At 71.3% G+C, this 14,509-nt stretch carries 18 protein-coding genes and 1 pseudogene; 17 read left to right on the top strand and 2 right to left on the bottom strand.

From position 1 onward, the window contains the following. From D588_RS26690 to D588_RS0113475, 3 genes and pseudogenes are all read left to right on the top strand, one after another. Window positions 1-160 (top strand): annotated as a pseudogene (locus D588_RS26690) (enoyl-CoA hydratase/isomerase family protein); the annotation flags it as partial. Between the two features lie 72 nt (window positions 161-232). Next, on the top strand, window positions 233-1,141 hold the full coding sequence (gene tesB, locus D588_RS0113480; RefSeq protein ID WP_017908864.1) for an acyl-CoA thioesterase II: 909 nt from the start codon (window positions 233-235) through the stop codon (window positions 1,139-1,141). Between the two features lie 10 nt (window positions 1,142-1,151). After that, window positions 1,152-1,673 (top strand): DUF2007 domain-containing protein, encoded by a 522-nt coding sequence (locus tag D588_RS0113475; protein WP_017916355.1) that lies wholly within the window; start codon window positions 1,152-1,154, stop codon window positions 1,671-1,673. Window positions 1,674-1,878: 205 nt separating this feature from the next. On the opposite strand, the gene D588_RS0113470 is transcribed toward D588_RS0113475, so the two are convergent. Next, window positions 1,879-2,481 (bottom strand): EF-hand domain-containing protein, encoded by a 603-nt coding sequence (locus D588_RS0113470; RefSeq protein ID WP_017916354.1) that lies wholly within the window; start codon window positions 2,479-2,481, stop codon window positions 1,879-1,881. A gap of 200 nt (window positions 2,482-2,681) precedes the next feature. Here D588_RS0113470 and D588_RS0113465 point away from each other — a divergent pair, with 200 nt between their 5' ends. The 7 genes from D588_RS0113465 (at window position 2,682) to D588_RS0113435 (ending at window position 8,011) form a co-directional block, all read left to right on the top strand. Next, on the top strand, window positions 2,682-3,443 hold the full coding sequence (locus D588_RS0113465; RefSeq protein WP_017916353.1) for an arginyltransferase: 762 nt from the start codon (window positions 2,682-2,684) through the stop codon (window positions 3,441-3,443). Window positions 3,444-3,534: 91 nt separating this feature from the next. Next, on the top strand, window positions 3,535-4,767 hold the full coding sequence (locus D588_RS0113460; RefSeq protein ID WP_026143692.1) for an endonuclease/exonuclease/phosphatase family protein: 1,233 nt from the start codon (window positions 3,535-3,537) through the stop codon (window positions 4,765-4,767). Window positions 4,768-5,083: 316 nt separating this feature from the next. Then, window positions 5,084-5,467, top strand: a complete 384-nt coding sequence (locus D588_RS0113455; RefSeq protein ID WP_017909884.1) for a roadblock/LC7 domain-containing protein — start codon at window positions 5,084-5,086, stop codon at window positions 5,465-5,467. Between the two features lie 25 nt (window positions 5,468-5,492). Continuing rightward, window positions 5,493-5,978, top strand: a complete 486-nt coding sequence (locus D588_RS0113450) for a PAS domain-containing protein (RefSeq protein WP_232764299.1) — start codon at window positions 5,493-5,495, stop codon at window positions 5,976-5,978. Then, window positions 5,975-6,730: a PhnD/SsuA/transferrin family substrate-binding protein gene (locus D588_RS0113445; protein WP_017916350.1), complete on the top strand. Its 756-nt coding sequence runs from the start codon at window positions 5,975-5,977 to the stop codon at window positions 6,728-6,730. The genes D588_RS0113450 and D588_RS0113445 overlap by 4 nt, the downstream gene beginning before the upstream one ends. 7 nt (window positions 6,731-6,737) lie before the next feature. Then, entirely contained in the window at window positions 6,738-7,379 is a 642-nt protein-coding gene (locus D588_RS0113440) for a hypothetical protein (RefSeq protein WP_223875685.1), read from the top strand. After that, entirely contained in the window at window positions 7,376-8,011 is a 636-nt protein-coding gene (locus D588_RS0113435) for a hypothetical protein (RefSeq protein ID WP_017916349.1), read from the top strand. Before D588_RS0113440 ends, D588_RS0113435 begins: the two co-directional genes overlap by 4 nt. Before the next feature lie 78 nt (window positions 8,012-8,089). Here D588_RS0113435 and purT read toward each other — a convergent pair whose 3' ends face one another. After that, window positions 8,090-9,277 (bottom strand): formate-dependent phosphoribosylglycinamide formyltransferase, encoded by a 1,188-nt coding sequence (purT, locus tag D588_RS0113430; protein WP_017916348.1) that lies wholly within the window; start codon window positions 9,275-9,277, stop codon window positions 8,090-8,092. Window positions 9,278-9,468: 191 nt separating this feature from the next. On the opposite strand from purT, the gene D588_RS0113425 reads away from it, so the two are divergent. From D588_RS0113425 to D588_RS0113395, 7 genes are all read left to right on the top strand, one after another. Then, window positions 9,469-10,620 (top strand): Rieske 2Fe-2S domain-containing protein, encoded by a 1,152-nt coding sequence (locus D588_RS0113425; protein ID WP_017916347.1) that lies wholly within the window; start codon window positions 9,469-9,471, stop codon window positions 10,618-10,620. Then, a complete protein-coding gene (locus tag D588_RS0113420; protein ID WP_017916346.1) occupies window positions 10,610-11,236 on the top strand; it encodes a DapH/DapD/GlmU-related protein in 627 nt (208 codons plus the stop codon). Before D588_RS0113425 ends, D588_RS0113420 begins: the two co-directional genes overlap by 11 nt. A gap of 353 nt (window positions 11,237-11,589) precedes the next feature. After that, window positions 11,590-12,462, top strand: a complete 873-nt coding sequence (locus D588_RS0113415; protein WP_026143690.1) for an SPFH domain-containing protein — start codon at window positions 11,590-11,592, stop codon at window positions 12,460-12,462. Window positions 12,463-12,475: 13 nt separating this feature from the next. After that, entirely contained in the window at window positions 12,476-12,766 is a 291-nt protein-coding gene (locus D588_RS0113410) for a hypothetical protein (protein ID WP_017916345.1), read from the top strand. Then, a complete protein-coding gene (locus D588_RS0113405) occupies window positions 12,763-12,942 on the top strand; it encodes a hypothetical protein (RefSeq protein WP_010341193.1) in 180 nt (59 codons plus the stop codon). Before D588_RS0113410 ends, D588_RS0113405 begins: the two co-directional genes overlap by 4 nt. Continuing rightward, window positions 12,939-13,115 carry a DUF4177 domain-containing protein gene (locus tag D588_RS26685; protein WP_017912401.1) on the top strand — a complete coding sequence of 59 codons (177 nt, stop codon included), beginning with the start codon at window positions 12,939-12,941 and terminating at the stop codon, window positions 13,113-13,115. The genes D588_RS0113405 and D588_RS26685 overlap by 4 nt, the downstream gene beginning before the upstream one ends. A 1-nt stretch (window position 13,116) precedes the next feature. Then, on the top strand, window positions 13,117-14,442 hold the full coding sequence (locus D588_RS0113395) for an alpha/beta fold hydrolase (RefSeq protein ID WP_026143689.1): 1,326 nt from the start codon (window positions 13,117-13,119) through the stop codon (window positions 14,440-14,442). The last annotated feature ends 67 nt before the right edge of the window (window positions 14,443-14,509 follow it).

Here is a 14,509-nt window from a genome sequence, read left to right as displayed (position 1 = left end):
GCGCCAGCCGATGCTGCAGACCCGTGCCATCGCCCGCGCCGACCTGCGCGCGGCGCTGGCCGACGAGCACATCGTGCTGGAGCGGCTGATCGACGACTGGCAGGCGCCGGACACCCAGGCCGCACTGCGCGCGCTGGTGGCGCGGCTGGGCAAGGGCTGAGCGGAGCGGGCACGCGGGCGGGCGCGGACGGCCCGCTATAATCGGCGCACGTCCGTCGCCAGGCCCCGCCTCTTGTCCGCCAAGCCCGCCCCCGTCGTCTCCGAACTGATCGAGCTGCTGTCGCTGGAGCGGCTGGAGGACAACCTGTTCCGCGGCCAGAGCCGCGACATCGGCACCAAGTACGTGTTCGGCGGCCAGGTGCTGGGCCAGGCGCTATCGGCGGCGCAGGCCACGGTGGAGAACGCGCGCCGCGTGCATTCGCTGCACGCCTACTTCCTGCGCGCCGGCGACATCGAGCATCCCATCGTCTACGACGTGGACCGCACCCGCGACGGCGGCAGCTTCTCGGTGCGCCGAGTCACCGCGATCCAGCACGGCAAGGTGATCTTCTTCTGCGCGGCCTCGTTCCAGGAACAGGAGGACGGCGCCACGCACCAGCTGAAGATGCCGGAAGTGCCGCAGCCGGAAGACATCGAGCCGACTCCGGCGGCGCGCCCGGACGTGCTGGCGACGCTGCCGACCAAGGTGCAGCGCTGGCTCTCGCGCGGCGGCCCGTTCGAGTTCCGCCACGTGTATCCGCGCGACGAACTGAATCCACCCAAGCGTCCGCCGTTCCAGCAGATGTGGCTGCGCCTGAGCGAGCCGGTCGGCGATGCGCCGGAACTGCACCAGGCGCTGCTCGCCTACGCCTCGGACTTCCACCTGCTCGGCACCGCCACCTTCCCGCACGGCATCAGTTACTACACGCCGAACGTGCAGATGGCCTCGCTCGACCACGCGCTATGGTTCCACCGCCCGTTCCGCGCCGACGACTGGCTGCTGTACTCGCTGGACAGCCCCAGTGCGCAGGGCGCGCGCGGCCTGGCGCGCGGGCAGTTCTTCACCCGCGACGGCACCCTGGTCGCCAGCACCGCGCAAGAAGGCCTGATCCGCGTGGTGCCCGACGCCGACGCCGCGGCGCAGGTGCCGGCAAAACGCTGAGGACACGAACATGCGTCAGATCTTCAGCAGCCAACGCGTGGAAACCGCCGAAGGCGTCGCCGCCCTGCTGCGCGACGCCGGCATCGACGTGCGCCTGAGCAACGGCCGCTCCTACCGGACCCGGCGCAGCGGCCAGTTCAGCTATCTCGACCCGGTCGCGGCGCAGGCCCAGCCCACGGTGTGGGTGGTGCACGCCGACGACCAGCCGCGCGCACGCGAACTGCTGCGCGACGCCGGCCTGCTCGACAGCACCCGCCGCGATCCGGAACAGGGCCGTGCGCCCTACTTGAACGCGTTCCGCTCGCAGGTGGAAGCGGACGGCGGCAAGCGCTGGGCCTGGCGCATCCGCATCGCCCTGCTGCTGGCGATCGGTGCGGTGGCGCTGATCACCGTGCTGCGCCATCGCGACAACCGCGCGCCGACCACCGCACCAGCACAGGCACCCGCGACGCAATCGGCCACGCCCCCGGCGCAGGACACCGGCAGCGACGAAGTGCGCGTGCGCGTGCAGCCGGCACCCCGCGGCAACTGAGTCGCGCCAAGCGCAAGGCGACGCCTGCGCGATGTCGCCCATGATGTTGACAGCTAGCCGATGATCGCCTCCGGTGCATGACGGCGCGACGCAAGGAAGCAGGTTTCCTTCCACACAAAAAAACGCCCCTGCGCGAGGGGCGCAGGGGCGCTGTCGATCGGCGCCTTTGTGCAGTGACGCCGCGGCCACCGCCGCGGCGGATGGCTCAGTTGCTGTCGGGCGCAGGCATCGGTGCCGGCGCATCGCCGCCGCGCTGCCCGCCCGGGCGATGCGCCCAGCGCTTGGCCTGCGCCGCATCGAACTCGGCGCGGCTGAGCATGCCGTCCTTGTTGGTGTCGGCCGCGGTGAACCAGGCATCGCGATGCTGCTTGGCGCGCAGTTCGAAGTCGGCACGGTCGATGTAGCCGTCCTTGTTCACGTCCATCTTGTCGAAGCGCGCGGCGAGCTTGGGATCGGCCTGCGCTTCGGCGCGGCTGATGCGGCCGTCCTTGTTGGTGTCCAGCTTGGCCATCATCGCGCCGGGCACGCCGTGGTCGCCCGGGCCACCGTGACGGCCGTGACGCGGCCACTCGTCGCGGCTGAGCTTGCCATCGTGGTTCTTGTCCATGGCGTCGAAATGCTGGGCCAGGCGCGGATCGGCGGCGGCCTCGCTGCGGTCGATGACGCCGTCGCCGTTCTTGTCGAGCGCGGCGATGCCGCCGGCATCGGCGGGCGCGGCGGGATCGGCCGGCGGCGGGGGAACGGCGTAGGCGGTACCGGACAGCACGGCCAGCACGGCCAGGGCGAGCAGCGGGTTGCGAGACTTCATGGGTCACTCCCTGAGGATGATGAGGAACCTGCCGAGAACGGCAGGCGTCCGGCGCCGCAAGCGGCCCGCATCGCGGGCCGGCACCGCGGCGCCTTCCCTGCTGACAACGCCCCGTCGCCGCCGCGGTTGACCCGCCGCCGGGCGCATTCATCGACGGGACAGTCGCGGCCACTGCGATGGCGAAGCGCTATGCTCGACGCATGGCCATCCATTCCGACGCCAGCGACGACCTGCGGCTGTTCCAGACCGGCCAGCACGCGTGCGGCTACTGGCCCGAGCGGCAGGCCCGCGACCTGGTGCTGGACCCGCACGATCCACGCCTGGGCGCGCTGTATCCGCTGGCGCTGAGCTGGGGCTTCCGCCGCTCCGGCGATCTGGTCTATCGCCCGCACTGCGACCATTGCCGCGCCTGCGTTGCGGTGCGCATCCCGATCGACGAGTTCGTGCCCGATCGCAGCCAGCGCCGCTGCCTGGCGCGCAATACCGATGTCGAAGTCCGCATCGTCGCCGCCGAGCGCAGCGAGGAACAGCTGGCGCTGTACCAGCGCTACCTGCGCCACCGCCATCCCGGCGGAGGCATGGACGATCACGGCGCGCACGAGTTCGACCAGTTCCTGATCGGCCGCTGGTCGCATGGGCGCTTCCTGGAGCTGCGGCAACGCCTGCCGGACGGACGGCGTGGGCCGCTGCTGGCGGTAGCGGTCACCGATATCGCCGCGCAGGCGCTGTCGGCGGTCTACACCTTCTACGACCCGGACGCCGGCGCGCGCGGCCTGGGCACCCTGGCGATCCTGCAGCAGATCGCCTGGGCGCGACGCGAGGGCCTGCGCCACCTGTATCTGGGCTACTGGATCCGCGGCCATCAGAAGATGGACTACAAGCGCCGCTTCCGGCCGCTGCAGGCCTACGACGGCCGCCACTGGCGCGACTTCGACGACTATCTGCGCCAGCTCGGCGGCTAGCCGACGGCAACCGCTACCGGGCTGCCCAGCCGATGCCGCCGCACGTCGCGGCGCCATCGTGCCGACATGCCGCGCATGCGAAAATCGGCGCATGACATCACGCCTCCTCCTGCTCGCCCTGACCCTGCTGTGCGGCGCCTGCGCGCACACCGCTCCCACGTCCTCCCCGATGACCGACGCCGCCGCGCCCGCCGCCAGGACGCTGCGCCTGGCCACCTACAACACCTCGCTCAATGCCGACGAACCCGGCGCACTGATCGCCGCCCTGCAGGGCGACAGCGCGCAGGCGCGCAAGATCGCCGCGGTGCTGCAGCAGGTGCGCCCGGACATCGTGCTGCTCAACGAGTTCGACTACGACGAGGCGCACCGCGCCGCCGACCTGTTCGAGCAGCGCTACCTCGCGGTGCCGCAACCGCACGGCGGCGCTGCGCTGCGCTATCCCTACCGCTACCTGGCCCCGGTCAACACCGGCGTGCCCAGCGGCCTGGACCTGGACAACGACGGCCATGTCGGCGGCGAAGGCCGCGCGCGCGGCAACGACGCCTGGGGCTACGGCCTGCATCCCGGCCAGTACGGCATGCTGCTGCTGTCGAAGTACCCGATCGACACCGCGGCGGTGCGCAGCTTCCGCCTGCTGAAATGGAGCGCGATGCCCGACGCGCTGCGCCCGGTCGATCCGGCCACCGGCCGCTTCTTCCACAGCGACGCGGTGTGGGCGCAGCTGCGGCTGTCGTCCAAGTCGCACTGGGACGTGCCGGTGCGTACCCCGCTGGGCGTGCTGCATGCGCTGGTGTCGCACCCGACCCCGCCGGTGTTCGACGGCGCGGAGAAGCGCAACGCCGCACGCAACCACGACGAACTGCGGCTGTGGCGCGAGTACCTGGACGATGCCGGCAGCGGCAAGGCGCGCTGGCTGTGCGACGACGCCGGCCGCTGCGGCGGACTGGCCGCCGACGCGCAGTTCGTGATGCTCGGCGACCTCAACAACGACGTGATCGACGGCGACGGCCACCACGACGCGATCCGCGCGCTGGTGACGCATCCGCGCGTCCTGCAATACCCCACCCCGCACAGCGCTGGCGGCGAGGAGACCACGCGCGCCTACGCGGCCACCGGCATCGACCATCGCGGCCCACCGCAGCAGGTCACCGGCGATTTCGGCCCCAAGGCCGGCACCATGCGCCTGGACTACGTGTTGCCGTCGCGCAACTTCCGCTACCTGGACAGCGGCGTGTTCTGGCCGGCCTCCAATGACGCCTCCGCCGCCATCGCCGACGGCAGCGACCACCGTCTGGTCTGGGTCGACGTCGCCGCGGGGCCGTAAGCGCAGGAGGACCGGGGCGGCGCGCAGCATGGCGCCGCCTAGCAGCCCCCCCCACAGGCGGCCTGGCGGCCGCCTTTTGCTTGCCTGGCCGGCGCGCCAAGCGCCTGGCGAGCGGCCTGCACCCGCGCGGCCGCGTTGACCGCCGGCCGCGACGCGGCGCCGGTGTGAGCAGGGCCTGACGCGTTCGCGGCAGCGGTGCCGCCCATCGGATCGCCCCTCCTGCGCAGCGCCTGCGCCGGGCATCGCCATCGGCCTTGATCCAGATCAAGGGCAAGACTGCGCCGACGCGGTCCAATGCCTCCCGCACCCGGTCGGGATGCGCAAGCGGATGGCGAGCATGCGAACGCAACAGTTGCAACAGGCGCTGGAAGGCCTCAATGGCGCCACCGCCGATATCGAGGCCTCGGCGCTGATCTCACTGGACGGGCTGATGATCGCCTCGGCGATGCCGCAGGGCATGGACGAGGACCGGGTCGGCGCGATGTCCGCGGCGCTGCTCGCGCTGGGCGAGCGCAGCGCGCGCGAACTGGCGCGCGGCGCGCTGGAGCGGGTGCTGATCCAGGGCGAACTCGGCTACGTGATCATGAGTGCGGCCGGCCGAGAGGCGGTGCTCACCGTGCTGGCCAAGCCCAGCGCCAAGCTCGGCCTGGTGTTCCTGGACATCAAGCGCGCCGCGCAGGCGCTGCAACAGATCCTGTAGGGGCGCCGCCATGCCGCTGCCGCCGATGCAAGCGCCGCACGAGCCGCACCGCAGCGCCGAGCTGCGCTACCACGACGGCAGCCGCCGCACGGTGTACTGGAGCGAACGCGAGGTGGCCTATCCGGACGGGCGCCTGATCGTCTCGCGCACCGACCTGGACGGCATCATCACCCACGCCAACGACGCCTTCGTCGAACTCAGCGGCTGGCCGCGCGAACTGCTGATCGGCGCGCCGCACTGCATCCTGCGCCACCCGGAGATGCCGCGGCGCGCATTCCGCGAACTCTGGGACACCGTGCTGGCCGGCGAGAAGTGGCACGGCTACGTCAAGAACCTGCGCCGCGACGGCGCCTGCTACTGGGTCTACGCCACCGCGTTGCCGAACGTCCGCGACGGCCGCGTGGTCGGCTTCACCTCGGTGCGGCGCAAGCCGTCGCGGCGGCGCATCGACGCGTTGCAGCCGCTGTACGCGCAATGGCTGCAGGACGAACGCGCGGAGCCGCTGGCATGAGCTGCACGTTCCTGGTCGCGCCGGACTTCGCGCCCGAATACTTCGGCGGCTGGTACCTGCTCAGCACGGTGCTGCAACGCCGCGCCGGCATCGGCCTGCGCCTGCTGATGCCGGCCGATGCCGCCGAACAGCGGCAATTGCTGGACGAGAGCGTCGTCGACCTGGTGTACGCCAGCCCGTTCGACGCCAGCGCGTTGATCCGCGACCGCGGCTACCTGCCGCTGGTCAGGCCGCGCGGGCACGCCGACGAGGTGGTGATCGCGACCGCGGCCGAGGCGCCGGCACGCTGCGTGGAAGACCTGCCCTACGGCTGCCGCATCGCGCTGACCGCCAACCACGACGTACGCCTGATCGGCCTGCGCCTGCTGGAACCGGCCGACCTGGAGCCGGAACGCATCGCCTGGCGCCCGGCCAGCAGCTACGCCGCGGTGGCACGGCTGCTGCTGGAAGGCGAAGCCGATGCCGGCCTGTTCCTGGCCACCGCCTACCACGGCCTGTCGCGCCTGACCCGCGCGCGATTGCGCCCGCTGGTGGAAAGCGCGCTGTGCGACATCGGCCACGTGCTGCTGGCGCATCCGCGCCTGGGCCCGCAACTGCCGGCGCTGCGCGATGCCCTGCTGGCGCTCGGCGATGCCGCGCATCGCGACGACCAGGCGGTGCTCGACGCGCTGGGCCTGGAACGCGGCTTCGAGGCGATGGCCACGGAGGACGCCGAATTCATGATCGACCTGATCGACACCTTGCTGGACTGAGGCGCCCATGCCCACGCTTCCCGCTCGCGATCCCGCACGCCTGGTGATGCGCACCCATGCCCGCGCCCTGCTGCGCGACCCGCGCGACGCCGCCGCGCACCTGGCGCGGCTGCACGCGGCACTGCAACTGCACGACAACGAACCGACCCAGGGCGTGCTGGCCGACCTGTTCGTGGCCTTGCCGCGGCACGACGTCGCCTTGCGCCAGCTGGCGCTGCAGATGGCCGCGGCGCATCTGGCGCCGCACGTGGCCGAGACCTTCCAGCGCCACAGCCAGGGCCACGCGCTGCTGCCGATCAACGCCCTGGCCACGCGCTGGAGCGTGCTGGCGCGGCCGTCCGCCGACGTGCCGGCGCGGGTGCGCCGGGCCAGCCCGGACCATTCGCGGCGGATGGTGCGCGAGGTGGTGGACGCGCTGTGCGACGGCGCACCGATCGCCGCGGCGCGCTGCGAGCGCGAGTTCCTGGACTACTGCATCAGTTGCCAGGACAAGCTCGCCTTCATGCTCGCCACGCGCGAACTGCGCCGCCATGCGCTGGCCCTGGGCGACCGCTGGGACAGCACCGCGCGCTGGCTGCAGCAGCGCGAGCCGCTGGGTGGCCGCAACGTCGACGCCCTGTCCTTTTCCAGTGCGAGTGCGCCGCGATGACCGCCCCCGACCCGACCAACTCCGAACCGACCTGGCTGATGCCGACCCCGCACGGCGTGCTGCACGGCTTCGCCAGCGCCACGCCCGACCGCCTGCAGCGCGCGCTGCAACTGCTGCTCGGCGCGCACGGCGCGCTGTCGCTGCAGGAGTGGCGCCAGCGCGTGGGCGGCGACGCACAGCGGCTGCTGCAGGAGGCGCGCGAACAGCAATGGGTGCAGTTGCTGCGGCGCGCAGTGCCGGGCCCGGAAATCCGCCTGGACGATTTCGCCCAGCACGTGATCGCCCCGCTGTCGGCCGAACGCCGCGCGGTGCTGGCCTCCGACAGTGGCTTCTGCCTGGGCCATGCCGGCCTGGACCAGGAACAGGCCGAGACGCTGAGCGTGGCCGCGGCCGACTTCTCCGGCTTCGCCCAGCGCCAGAGCGCGCGCGGCTGGCACGGCGCGCACCGCTACGTGGCGTTCTACAGCGAGCCGCAGTTATTGCTGCCGGACTGGTCGTTCGTGCCGCTCTGGGTCGACGGCGCCGGCTACTGGCTGGTACTGGGCGGCGAGGCCCTGCTCAACAACCTGGCGATGGTCGAACTGGTGTGGAGCATCCGCCTGGCAGCGGCACGGTTTGCGCCGCCGGCTTGAGGGCCGGGAATGGGGAATCGGGAGTGGGGAATGGGAAAGCGGGTCCCCTTTGGCCCCGCTTTCCGAGCGCTCGCCGTTTTATGCGTCCAGGTCGATGGTGAGGGCCGCGGCGGCGTCGCGGGCGGTTTGCCGCGCTTCGTCGATGCTTGCGCCACGGGCCAGGGTCACGCCGACGCGGCGGTGGCCGTGCACGCTGGGCTTGCCGAACAGACGCAGGGCAGTATCCGGGGCCTGCAGGGCGGCATCGACGTTGCCGAAGCGCGGCACGCCTTCGCCGTGGGCCAGCAGCGCGCACGAGGCCGACGGGCCGTTCTGGCGGATCGCCGGAATCGGCAGGCCGAGGATCGCACGCGCATGCAGGGCGAACTCGCTCAGTTCCTGCGACACCAGGGTGACCAGGCCGGTGTCGTGCGGCCGCGGCGACACCTCGCTGAACCAGACCTCGTCGCCCTTGACGAACAGCTCCACGCCGAACAGGCCCCAGCCACCGAGATCGTCGGTGACCGCGCGGGCGATGTCCTGCGCGCGTTGCAGGGCCAGCGCCGACATCGGCTGCGGCTGCCAGCTCTCGCGGTAATCGCCGTCCTTCTGCCAGTGCCCGATCGGATCGCAGAACGCGGTGCCGCCAGCGTGGCGCACGGTCAGCAGGGTGATCTCGTACTCGAAGTCGATGAAACCCTCGACGATGCAGCGGCCGGCGCCGGCGCGGCCGCCGGTCTGCGCGTACTCCCACGCCGCGTCGATATCGGCGGCGCTGCGCAGCGTGCTCTGGCCCTTGCCGGAGGACGACATCACCGGCTTGACCACGCACGGCAGGCCGACCGCGGCGATCGCCTCGCGGTACTGCTCGGGCGTGTCCACGAAGCGGTACGGCGAGGTCGGCAGGCCCAGGGTCTCGGCGGCCAGGCGGCGGATGCCTTCGCGGTCCATGGTCAGCCGCGCCGCACGCGCGGTGGGGATCACCCGCTGGCCGAGGTCGCGCTCCAGCGCCACCAGGGTCTCGGTGTGGATCGCCTCGATCTCCGGCACGATCAGGTGCGGCTGCTCGCGCGCGATCAGTTCGCGCAGCGCCATCGCATCGAGCATGTCGACCACGTGGCTGCGATGCGCGACCTGCATCGCCGGGGCGTCGGCATAGCGGTCCACCGCGATCACCTCCACGCCGAAGCGCTGCAGCTCGATCGCCACTTCCTTACCGAGTTCGCCGGAGCCGAGCAGCAGCACGCGGGTGGCGGAAGCGGACAGCGGGGTTCCCAGAGTGACCATGGCGGCGCCTGCGCGAAGAGGGGAGCCGTATTCTACCGGGCCAGTGCCCCACCCCGGCACAGGACCGGCCACGCCATCGTCGGTGCGCAGCGAGGTGCTATCTTCCGCAACGTCACTGGGGATGTCGCCATGCACGCACACAGCGCCGAACACCGCCACGGCACGCCCTGCCGCACCGCCGAGGCGCGCCCATGCACTCGCTGATGCCGGCCGAGGCCTACATCGACGAGGCCTGGTTTGCGCGCGAGCGCGAGCTCCTGATGAAGCCGCTGTGGCAGTTCGTGGCGCCGCGCATGCTGCTGGACAAGCCCAACGCCTTCGTGCGCCGCTCGATCTGCGGGGTGGACGTGGTGGTGCAGCACATCGACGGCGAACTGCGCGCCTTCGACAACCTGTGCCTGCACCGGCAGAACCCGCTGCAACAGCAACCGCAGGGCGTGCGCCCGCTGGTCTGCAGCTACCACGGCTGGCGCTACGGCGCCGACGGCGGCGTGGACAACATCCCGTTCCAGGACGATGCCTACCGCCTCGCTCCAGAGGCGCGCGCCTGCCTGCGGCTGCGCCGCTTCGCGGTGGCCTGCATCGGCAAGCTGGTGTTCGTGAACCTGTCGCCCGCGCCGATGCCGCTGGAGGCGCAGTTCTCGCTGGAGGCGCTGGAGATGCTGCGCGCCGCTTCCGAACAGTTCGACGACGAAGTGCTGGTGGCGACCTTCGAGGCCGACTTCAACTGGAAGCTGGCCTACGAGAACCTGCGCGACGCGCTGCACCCGCGCTTCGTGCATGCGCGCACGCTGGCGCAGCAGGTGAAGTTCCAGGTGCAGATGGACGACGCCGGCGTCGCCGAGGCGCGCCGCTACCATGCCGAGGGCAGCGCCTCGCGCGAGGCGCATCTGGCGCGCCTGCGCGATTTCAGCAGCGGCGGGCTCAACGAGCCGTTGGTGGCGATGGCGCACTACCCCTGGCACGCGCACGTCGAACGCTTCGGCAACGACGACTGGTATCTGAACTGGCTGCTGTACCCGAACCTGCACATCGCCTCGGGCTCGGGCGGCTATTCCTTCATCATCGAGCACCACCAGCCGGTGTCGGCGCAGCGCACCGACCTGCTGGTGTACTACGTCACCGCGCGCAAGAAGCATCGCTACCCGGGTTCCGACGCGGTGTTGCTGGGGCACCTGCACGGCGCCGAGAAGGTGCTGCGCGAGGACATCGAGATCATGGAACAGGTGCAGTCGGGACTGCGTGCCGGCGCCCCGCGCGCGGTGCTGGGCGACTACGAGCACGCCAACATGCAGATCGAACGCTGGTACATGGACGTCATGGAGGGCCGCCATGTCCTCTGACAAGTACGTGGTCGGCAGCGGTGCGCTGCTGCGCTGGGCGCTGGCGGCCTGGGCCGAGGCGGCGCCGGAGTGCGTGCTGCACCCGGTGGACGTGGCCCAGGGCAAGGACTACCGCTTCGACCTGGATGCCCTGCACGCACTGGCCGACACCGGCGCCACCGCCTTCGTCGCCTGGGGCGCGCAGTTCCTCAACTTCCGCCGCCAGGAACTGATGGGCGAACTGAAGGCGCGCGGCTTCAGGATGCCGCCACTGATCTGCCGCGGCGCGCAGGTGGCCGCGAGCGCACGCGTCGGCGAGAACTGCGCGATCGGCGCCGGTGCCATCGTCGATGCGCACTGCGACATCGGCTTCAACGCCTGGATCGGCGCGGCGGCGGTGCTGGAATCGGCGGTCAAGGTCGGCGCCTCGGCATGGATCGAGGCCGGCGTGACGCTCGGTGTCGAAGCGCAGATCGGCGCCCAGGCCACGCTCGGCCGACAGGTCGACATCGGCCCCGGCGTGCGCATCGGCAAACGCTGCCAGATCGAGATCCCCGGCCGCTACCGCAGCGACATCGCCACCGGCACCCACCACCTCAGCGGCTTCCGCTCGCCAGTGTTGATCCTCGGCGGGTGAGTGGCCGCCTCGGCGGCCGGGAATCGGGAATCGGGATTGGGGAATCGTAAAAGCGCTGGGTCTGCTGCCCCCGGCGTGACGGCACGCGGCCGATGGATGCACACCGCCGACGCCCGCCAAGTCGACACCCGGGCTGCCGCCGCAGCACCTGCCCCTTCATACCTCGCGACTTCAGCGCCCTACCGATCCTCAAAAGCGGATGCCGCACGCAGGTGGGTAGCCGGCTCCCCTAGACCCGCCCGCCCTCATGAACCCGCTCCCACGATTCCCCATTCCCGATTCCCCACTCCCCGCCTCTTGCAACCTGATATCAATTTGATATCTTTCCGCCCAACCACCCAAGGACGTCCACCATGAAAGAGCAGCCCCGTTCCTCCCTGCCCGGCATTCCGATGATCGTGGGCCTGGTCTTGGTGTTCGTGGCCGGCGCCGGCGCGATCATCGCCACCGGCGTGCTGCAGCCGTCGGCGATGCCGTGGACCCTGCTGGTCGCGATCCCGGTGCTGACCGTCGCGCTGTTCCTGGTGGTCGGCCTGTACGCGCTGGAACCGAACCAGGCCGCGGTGCTGAGCCTGTTCGGCCGCTACGTGGGCACGGTCAAGGACCCGGGCCTGCGCTGGAACAACCCCTTCTTCAGTAAGCGCAAGGTCAGCCAGCGCGTGCGCAACTTCGAGAGCGGGCGGCTCAAGGTCAACGAACTGGACGGCAGCCCGATCGAGATCGCCGCGGTGATCGTGTGGCAGGTGATGGATGCCTCCGAGGCGGTCTACAACGTCGACGACTACGAGAGCTTCGTGCACATCCAGTCCGAGGCGGCGCTGCGCGCGATGGCCACCAGCTATCCCTACGACCAGCACGAGGACGGGCAGATCTCGCTGCGCAGCCACCCCAACGAGATCAGCGAGCAGCTCAAGCGCCACCTCGACGAACGCCTGACCCAGGCCGGCGTGGACGTGATCGAGGCGCGCATCAGCCACCTAGCCTACGCTCCGGAAATCGCCCAGGCGATGCTGCAGCGTCAGCAGGCCAACGCGGTGATCGCCGCGCGCACCCGCATCGTCGCTGGCGCGGTGGGTATGGTGGAGATGGCCCTGGCCGAACTGCAGAAGAACGGCGTGGTCGAACTGGACGAGGAGCGCAAGGCGCACATGGTCAGCAACCTGCTGACCGTGCTGTGCTCGGACCGCGGCACCCAGCCGATCGTCAACGCCGGCTCGCTGTACTGAGGTGCCGATGTCCATGCACGCCGCCATCGCGCCGCTGGCGCTCGCCCTCTCCGGCCTGCCGGCCCTGGTCATCGCCGCCTGGGTCGGCGGCAAGGGCGACGAGCGCGCGCGCGGGCTGGGCCTGCGCTGGGCGCTGATCGGCCTGGCGATCCTGCTCGGCGCGGCGGCGCTGTACCGGACCGGCAGCCAGCGCGCCGGCGTCTACGCGGTGGCGATCGCACTGCTGCTGACGGTGAACGCGCTGATCGTGTCGATGCTGCTGCACCTGCGGCGCAGCGACGCCGCGCGGCGGGAGCGGTCATGAGCGAGAAGAAGGCCTATCCGCTGCGCATCAACGCCGACGTGCTGGCGGCGGCGCAGCGCTGGGCCGACGACGAACTGCGCAGCCTCAACGCGCAGATCGAATACGTGTTGCGCGACGCGCTGCGCAAGGCGGGCCGGCTGCCCAAGCCGCGTGACGACAAGGAACCGGAAGCATGAGCAAGCGCTGGGAATACCTCACCGTCGAGGCCAAGACCAATTTGATGCTGGGGCTGAAACTGGACGAACTGCAGGCCGACCTGAACAAGCACGGCAAGCTCGGCTGGGAACTGGTCAACGTCGTCGCACTACCGGGCACCAAGCCGCTGCTGCTGTTCAAGCGGGAGCTCTGACATGCGCCCGCATCGGGTTCTTGCGCTTGCACTGACGGCGCTGCTCGCGCCGCTCACGGTGCTGGCCGCGACGCCGCAACAGACCGCCAGCGCGCTGCTGGATCGCCTGCAGGCCGGCGACCTGGCCGCGGTCGAGGCCGAGTTCACCCCGGCGATGGCCAAGGCGGTGCCACCCGACAAGCTGGCCCAGGCCTGGCGCACGCTGTCCACGCAACTGGGCGCGCTGCAGCAGCGCGGCCCGGCCAGCGAACGCGAGCAGCACGGGCTGCGCGTGATCGAACAGCGCCTGCAGTTCGAGCGCGGCGCACTGCTGGCGCATGTGTCGATCGACGCGGACGGCAAGATCGCCGGCCTGCTGTTCACTCCCGCACCGCCGCCGGCGCCGGCGCCGCCCGCCGCCGACGCCGGCTTCCGCGAACAGGCGTTTGCGGTCGGTCCGCTGCCGGGCACGCTGGCCCTGCCGGTGGGCAAGGGTCCGTTCCCGGCGGTGGTCCTGGTGCACGGCTCGGGCCCGCAGGACCGCGACGAGACCATCGGCCCGAACCGTCCGTTCCTCGACGTTGCACGCGGGCTCGCCGCGCAGGGCATCGCGGTGCTGCGCTACGACAAGCGCACCTTCGCCTTGCCAGAGAGCTTTGCCGGGCGCATCAACCAGGGGTTCACCATGGACGACGAGACCACCGACGACGCCGTCGCCGCGGTGGCGGCGCTGGCGCGCACGCCCGGCATCGACCCTGCGCGCATCGTGGTCATGGGCCACAGCCAGGGCGGCATGCTCGCCGCCCGCATCGCGCGCCGTTCCGGCAAGACCGCCGGCATCGTGCTGTGGGCGGCGCCGGCGCGACCGCTGCTGGACCTGTTGATCGACCAGAACCGCTACCTGCTGAGCCAGGAACATCCACCGTCGCCGCAGCGGCAGGCGGCGCTGGCCGAGCTCGAGCGCCGCGTGGCCAAGGTCCGCGGCAGTGGCGAGGTCGCGCGCAGCGATTCGCCATTGGACGTACCCGCCACCTATTGGCGCGCGATCGAACAGGTCGATCCGGTCGCCGACGTCCGCGCGCTCGGGCCGATGCCGGTGCTGTGGCTGCAGGGCGAGCGCGATTTCCAGGTCACCGCGCCGGACTGGCAGCGGTGGCAACAGGCGCTGGCCGACGATCCGCATGCCACCCTGCACCGCTACGCCGCGCTGAACCACCTGGGCATCGCCGGCAGCGGCGCCCCCGGACCGGCCGAGTACGCCACGCCCGGCCACGTCGACCCGGCCCTGATCGCCGATGTCGCCGCCTGGGTGCGCGCCCTGCCCGCCAGCCACGGCGCCGCACCATGAGCCGGCTGCGATCCACGTCACCCTCCCCGGCGCGGCGGTATCCGGTGGCGCCGGCGCATCGGCTGGG

Origin of the sequence: Xanthomonas sp. SHU 308, assembly GCF_000364645.1 — a bacterium.
Taxonomy (GTDB): Bacteria; Pseudomonadota; Gammaproteobacteria; order Xanthomonadales; family Xanthomonadaceae; genus Xanthomonas_A; species Xanthomonas_A sontii.
Note: the sequence above shows the minus strand (reverse complement) of the source record. Positions and strands in the feature narration are given on the sequence as shown.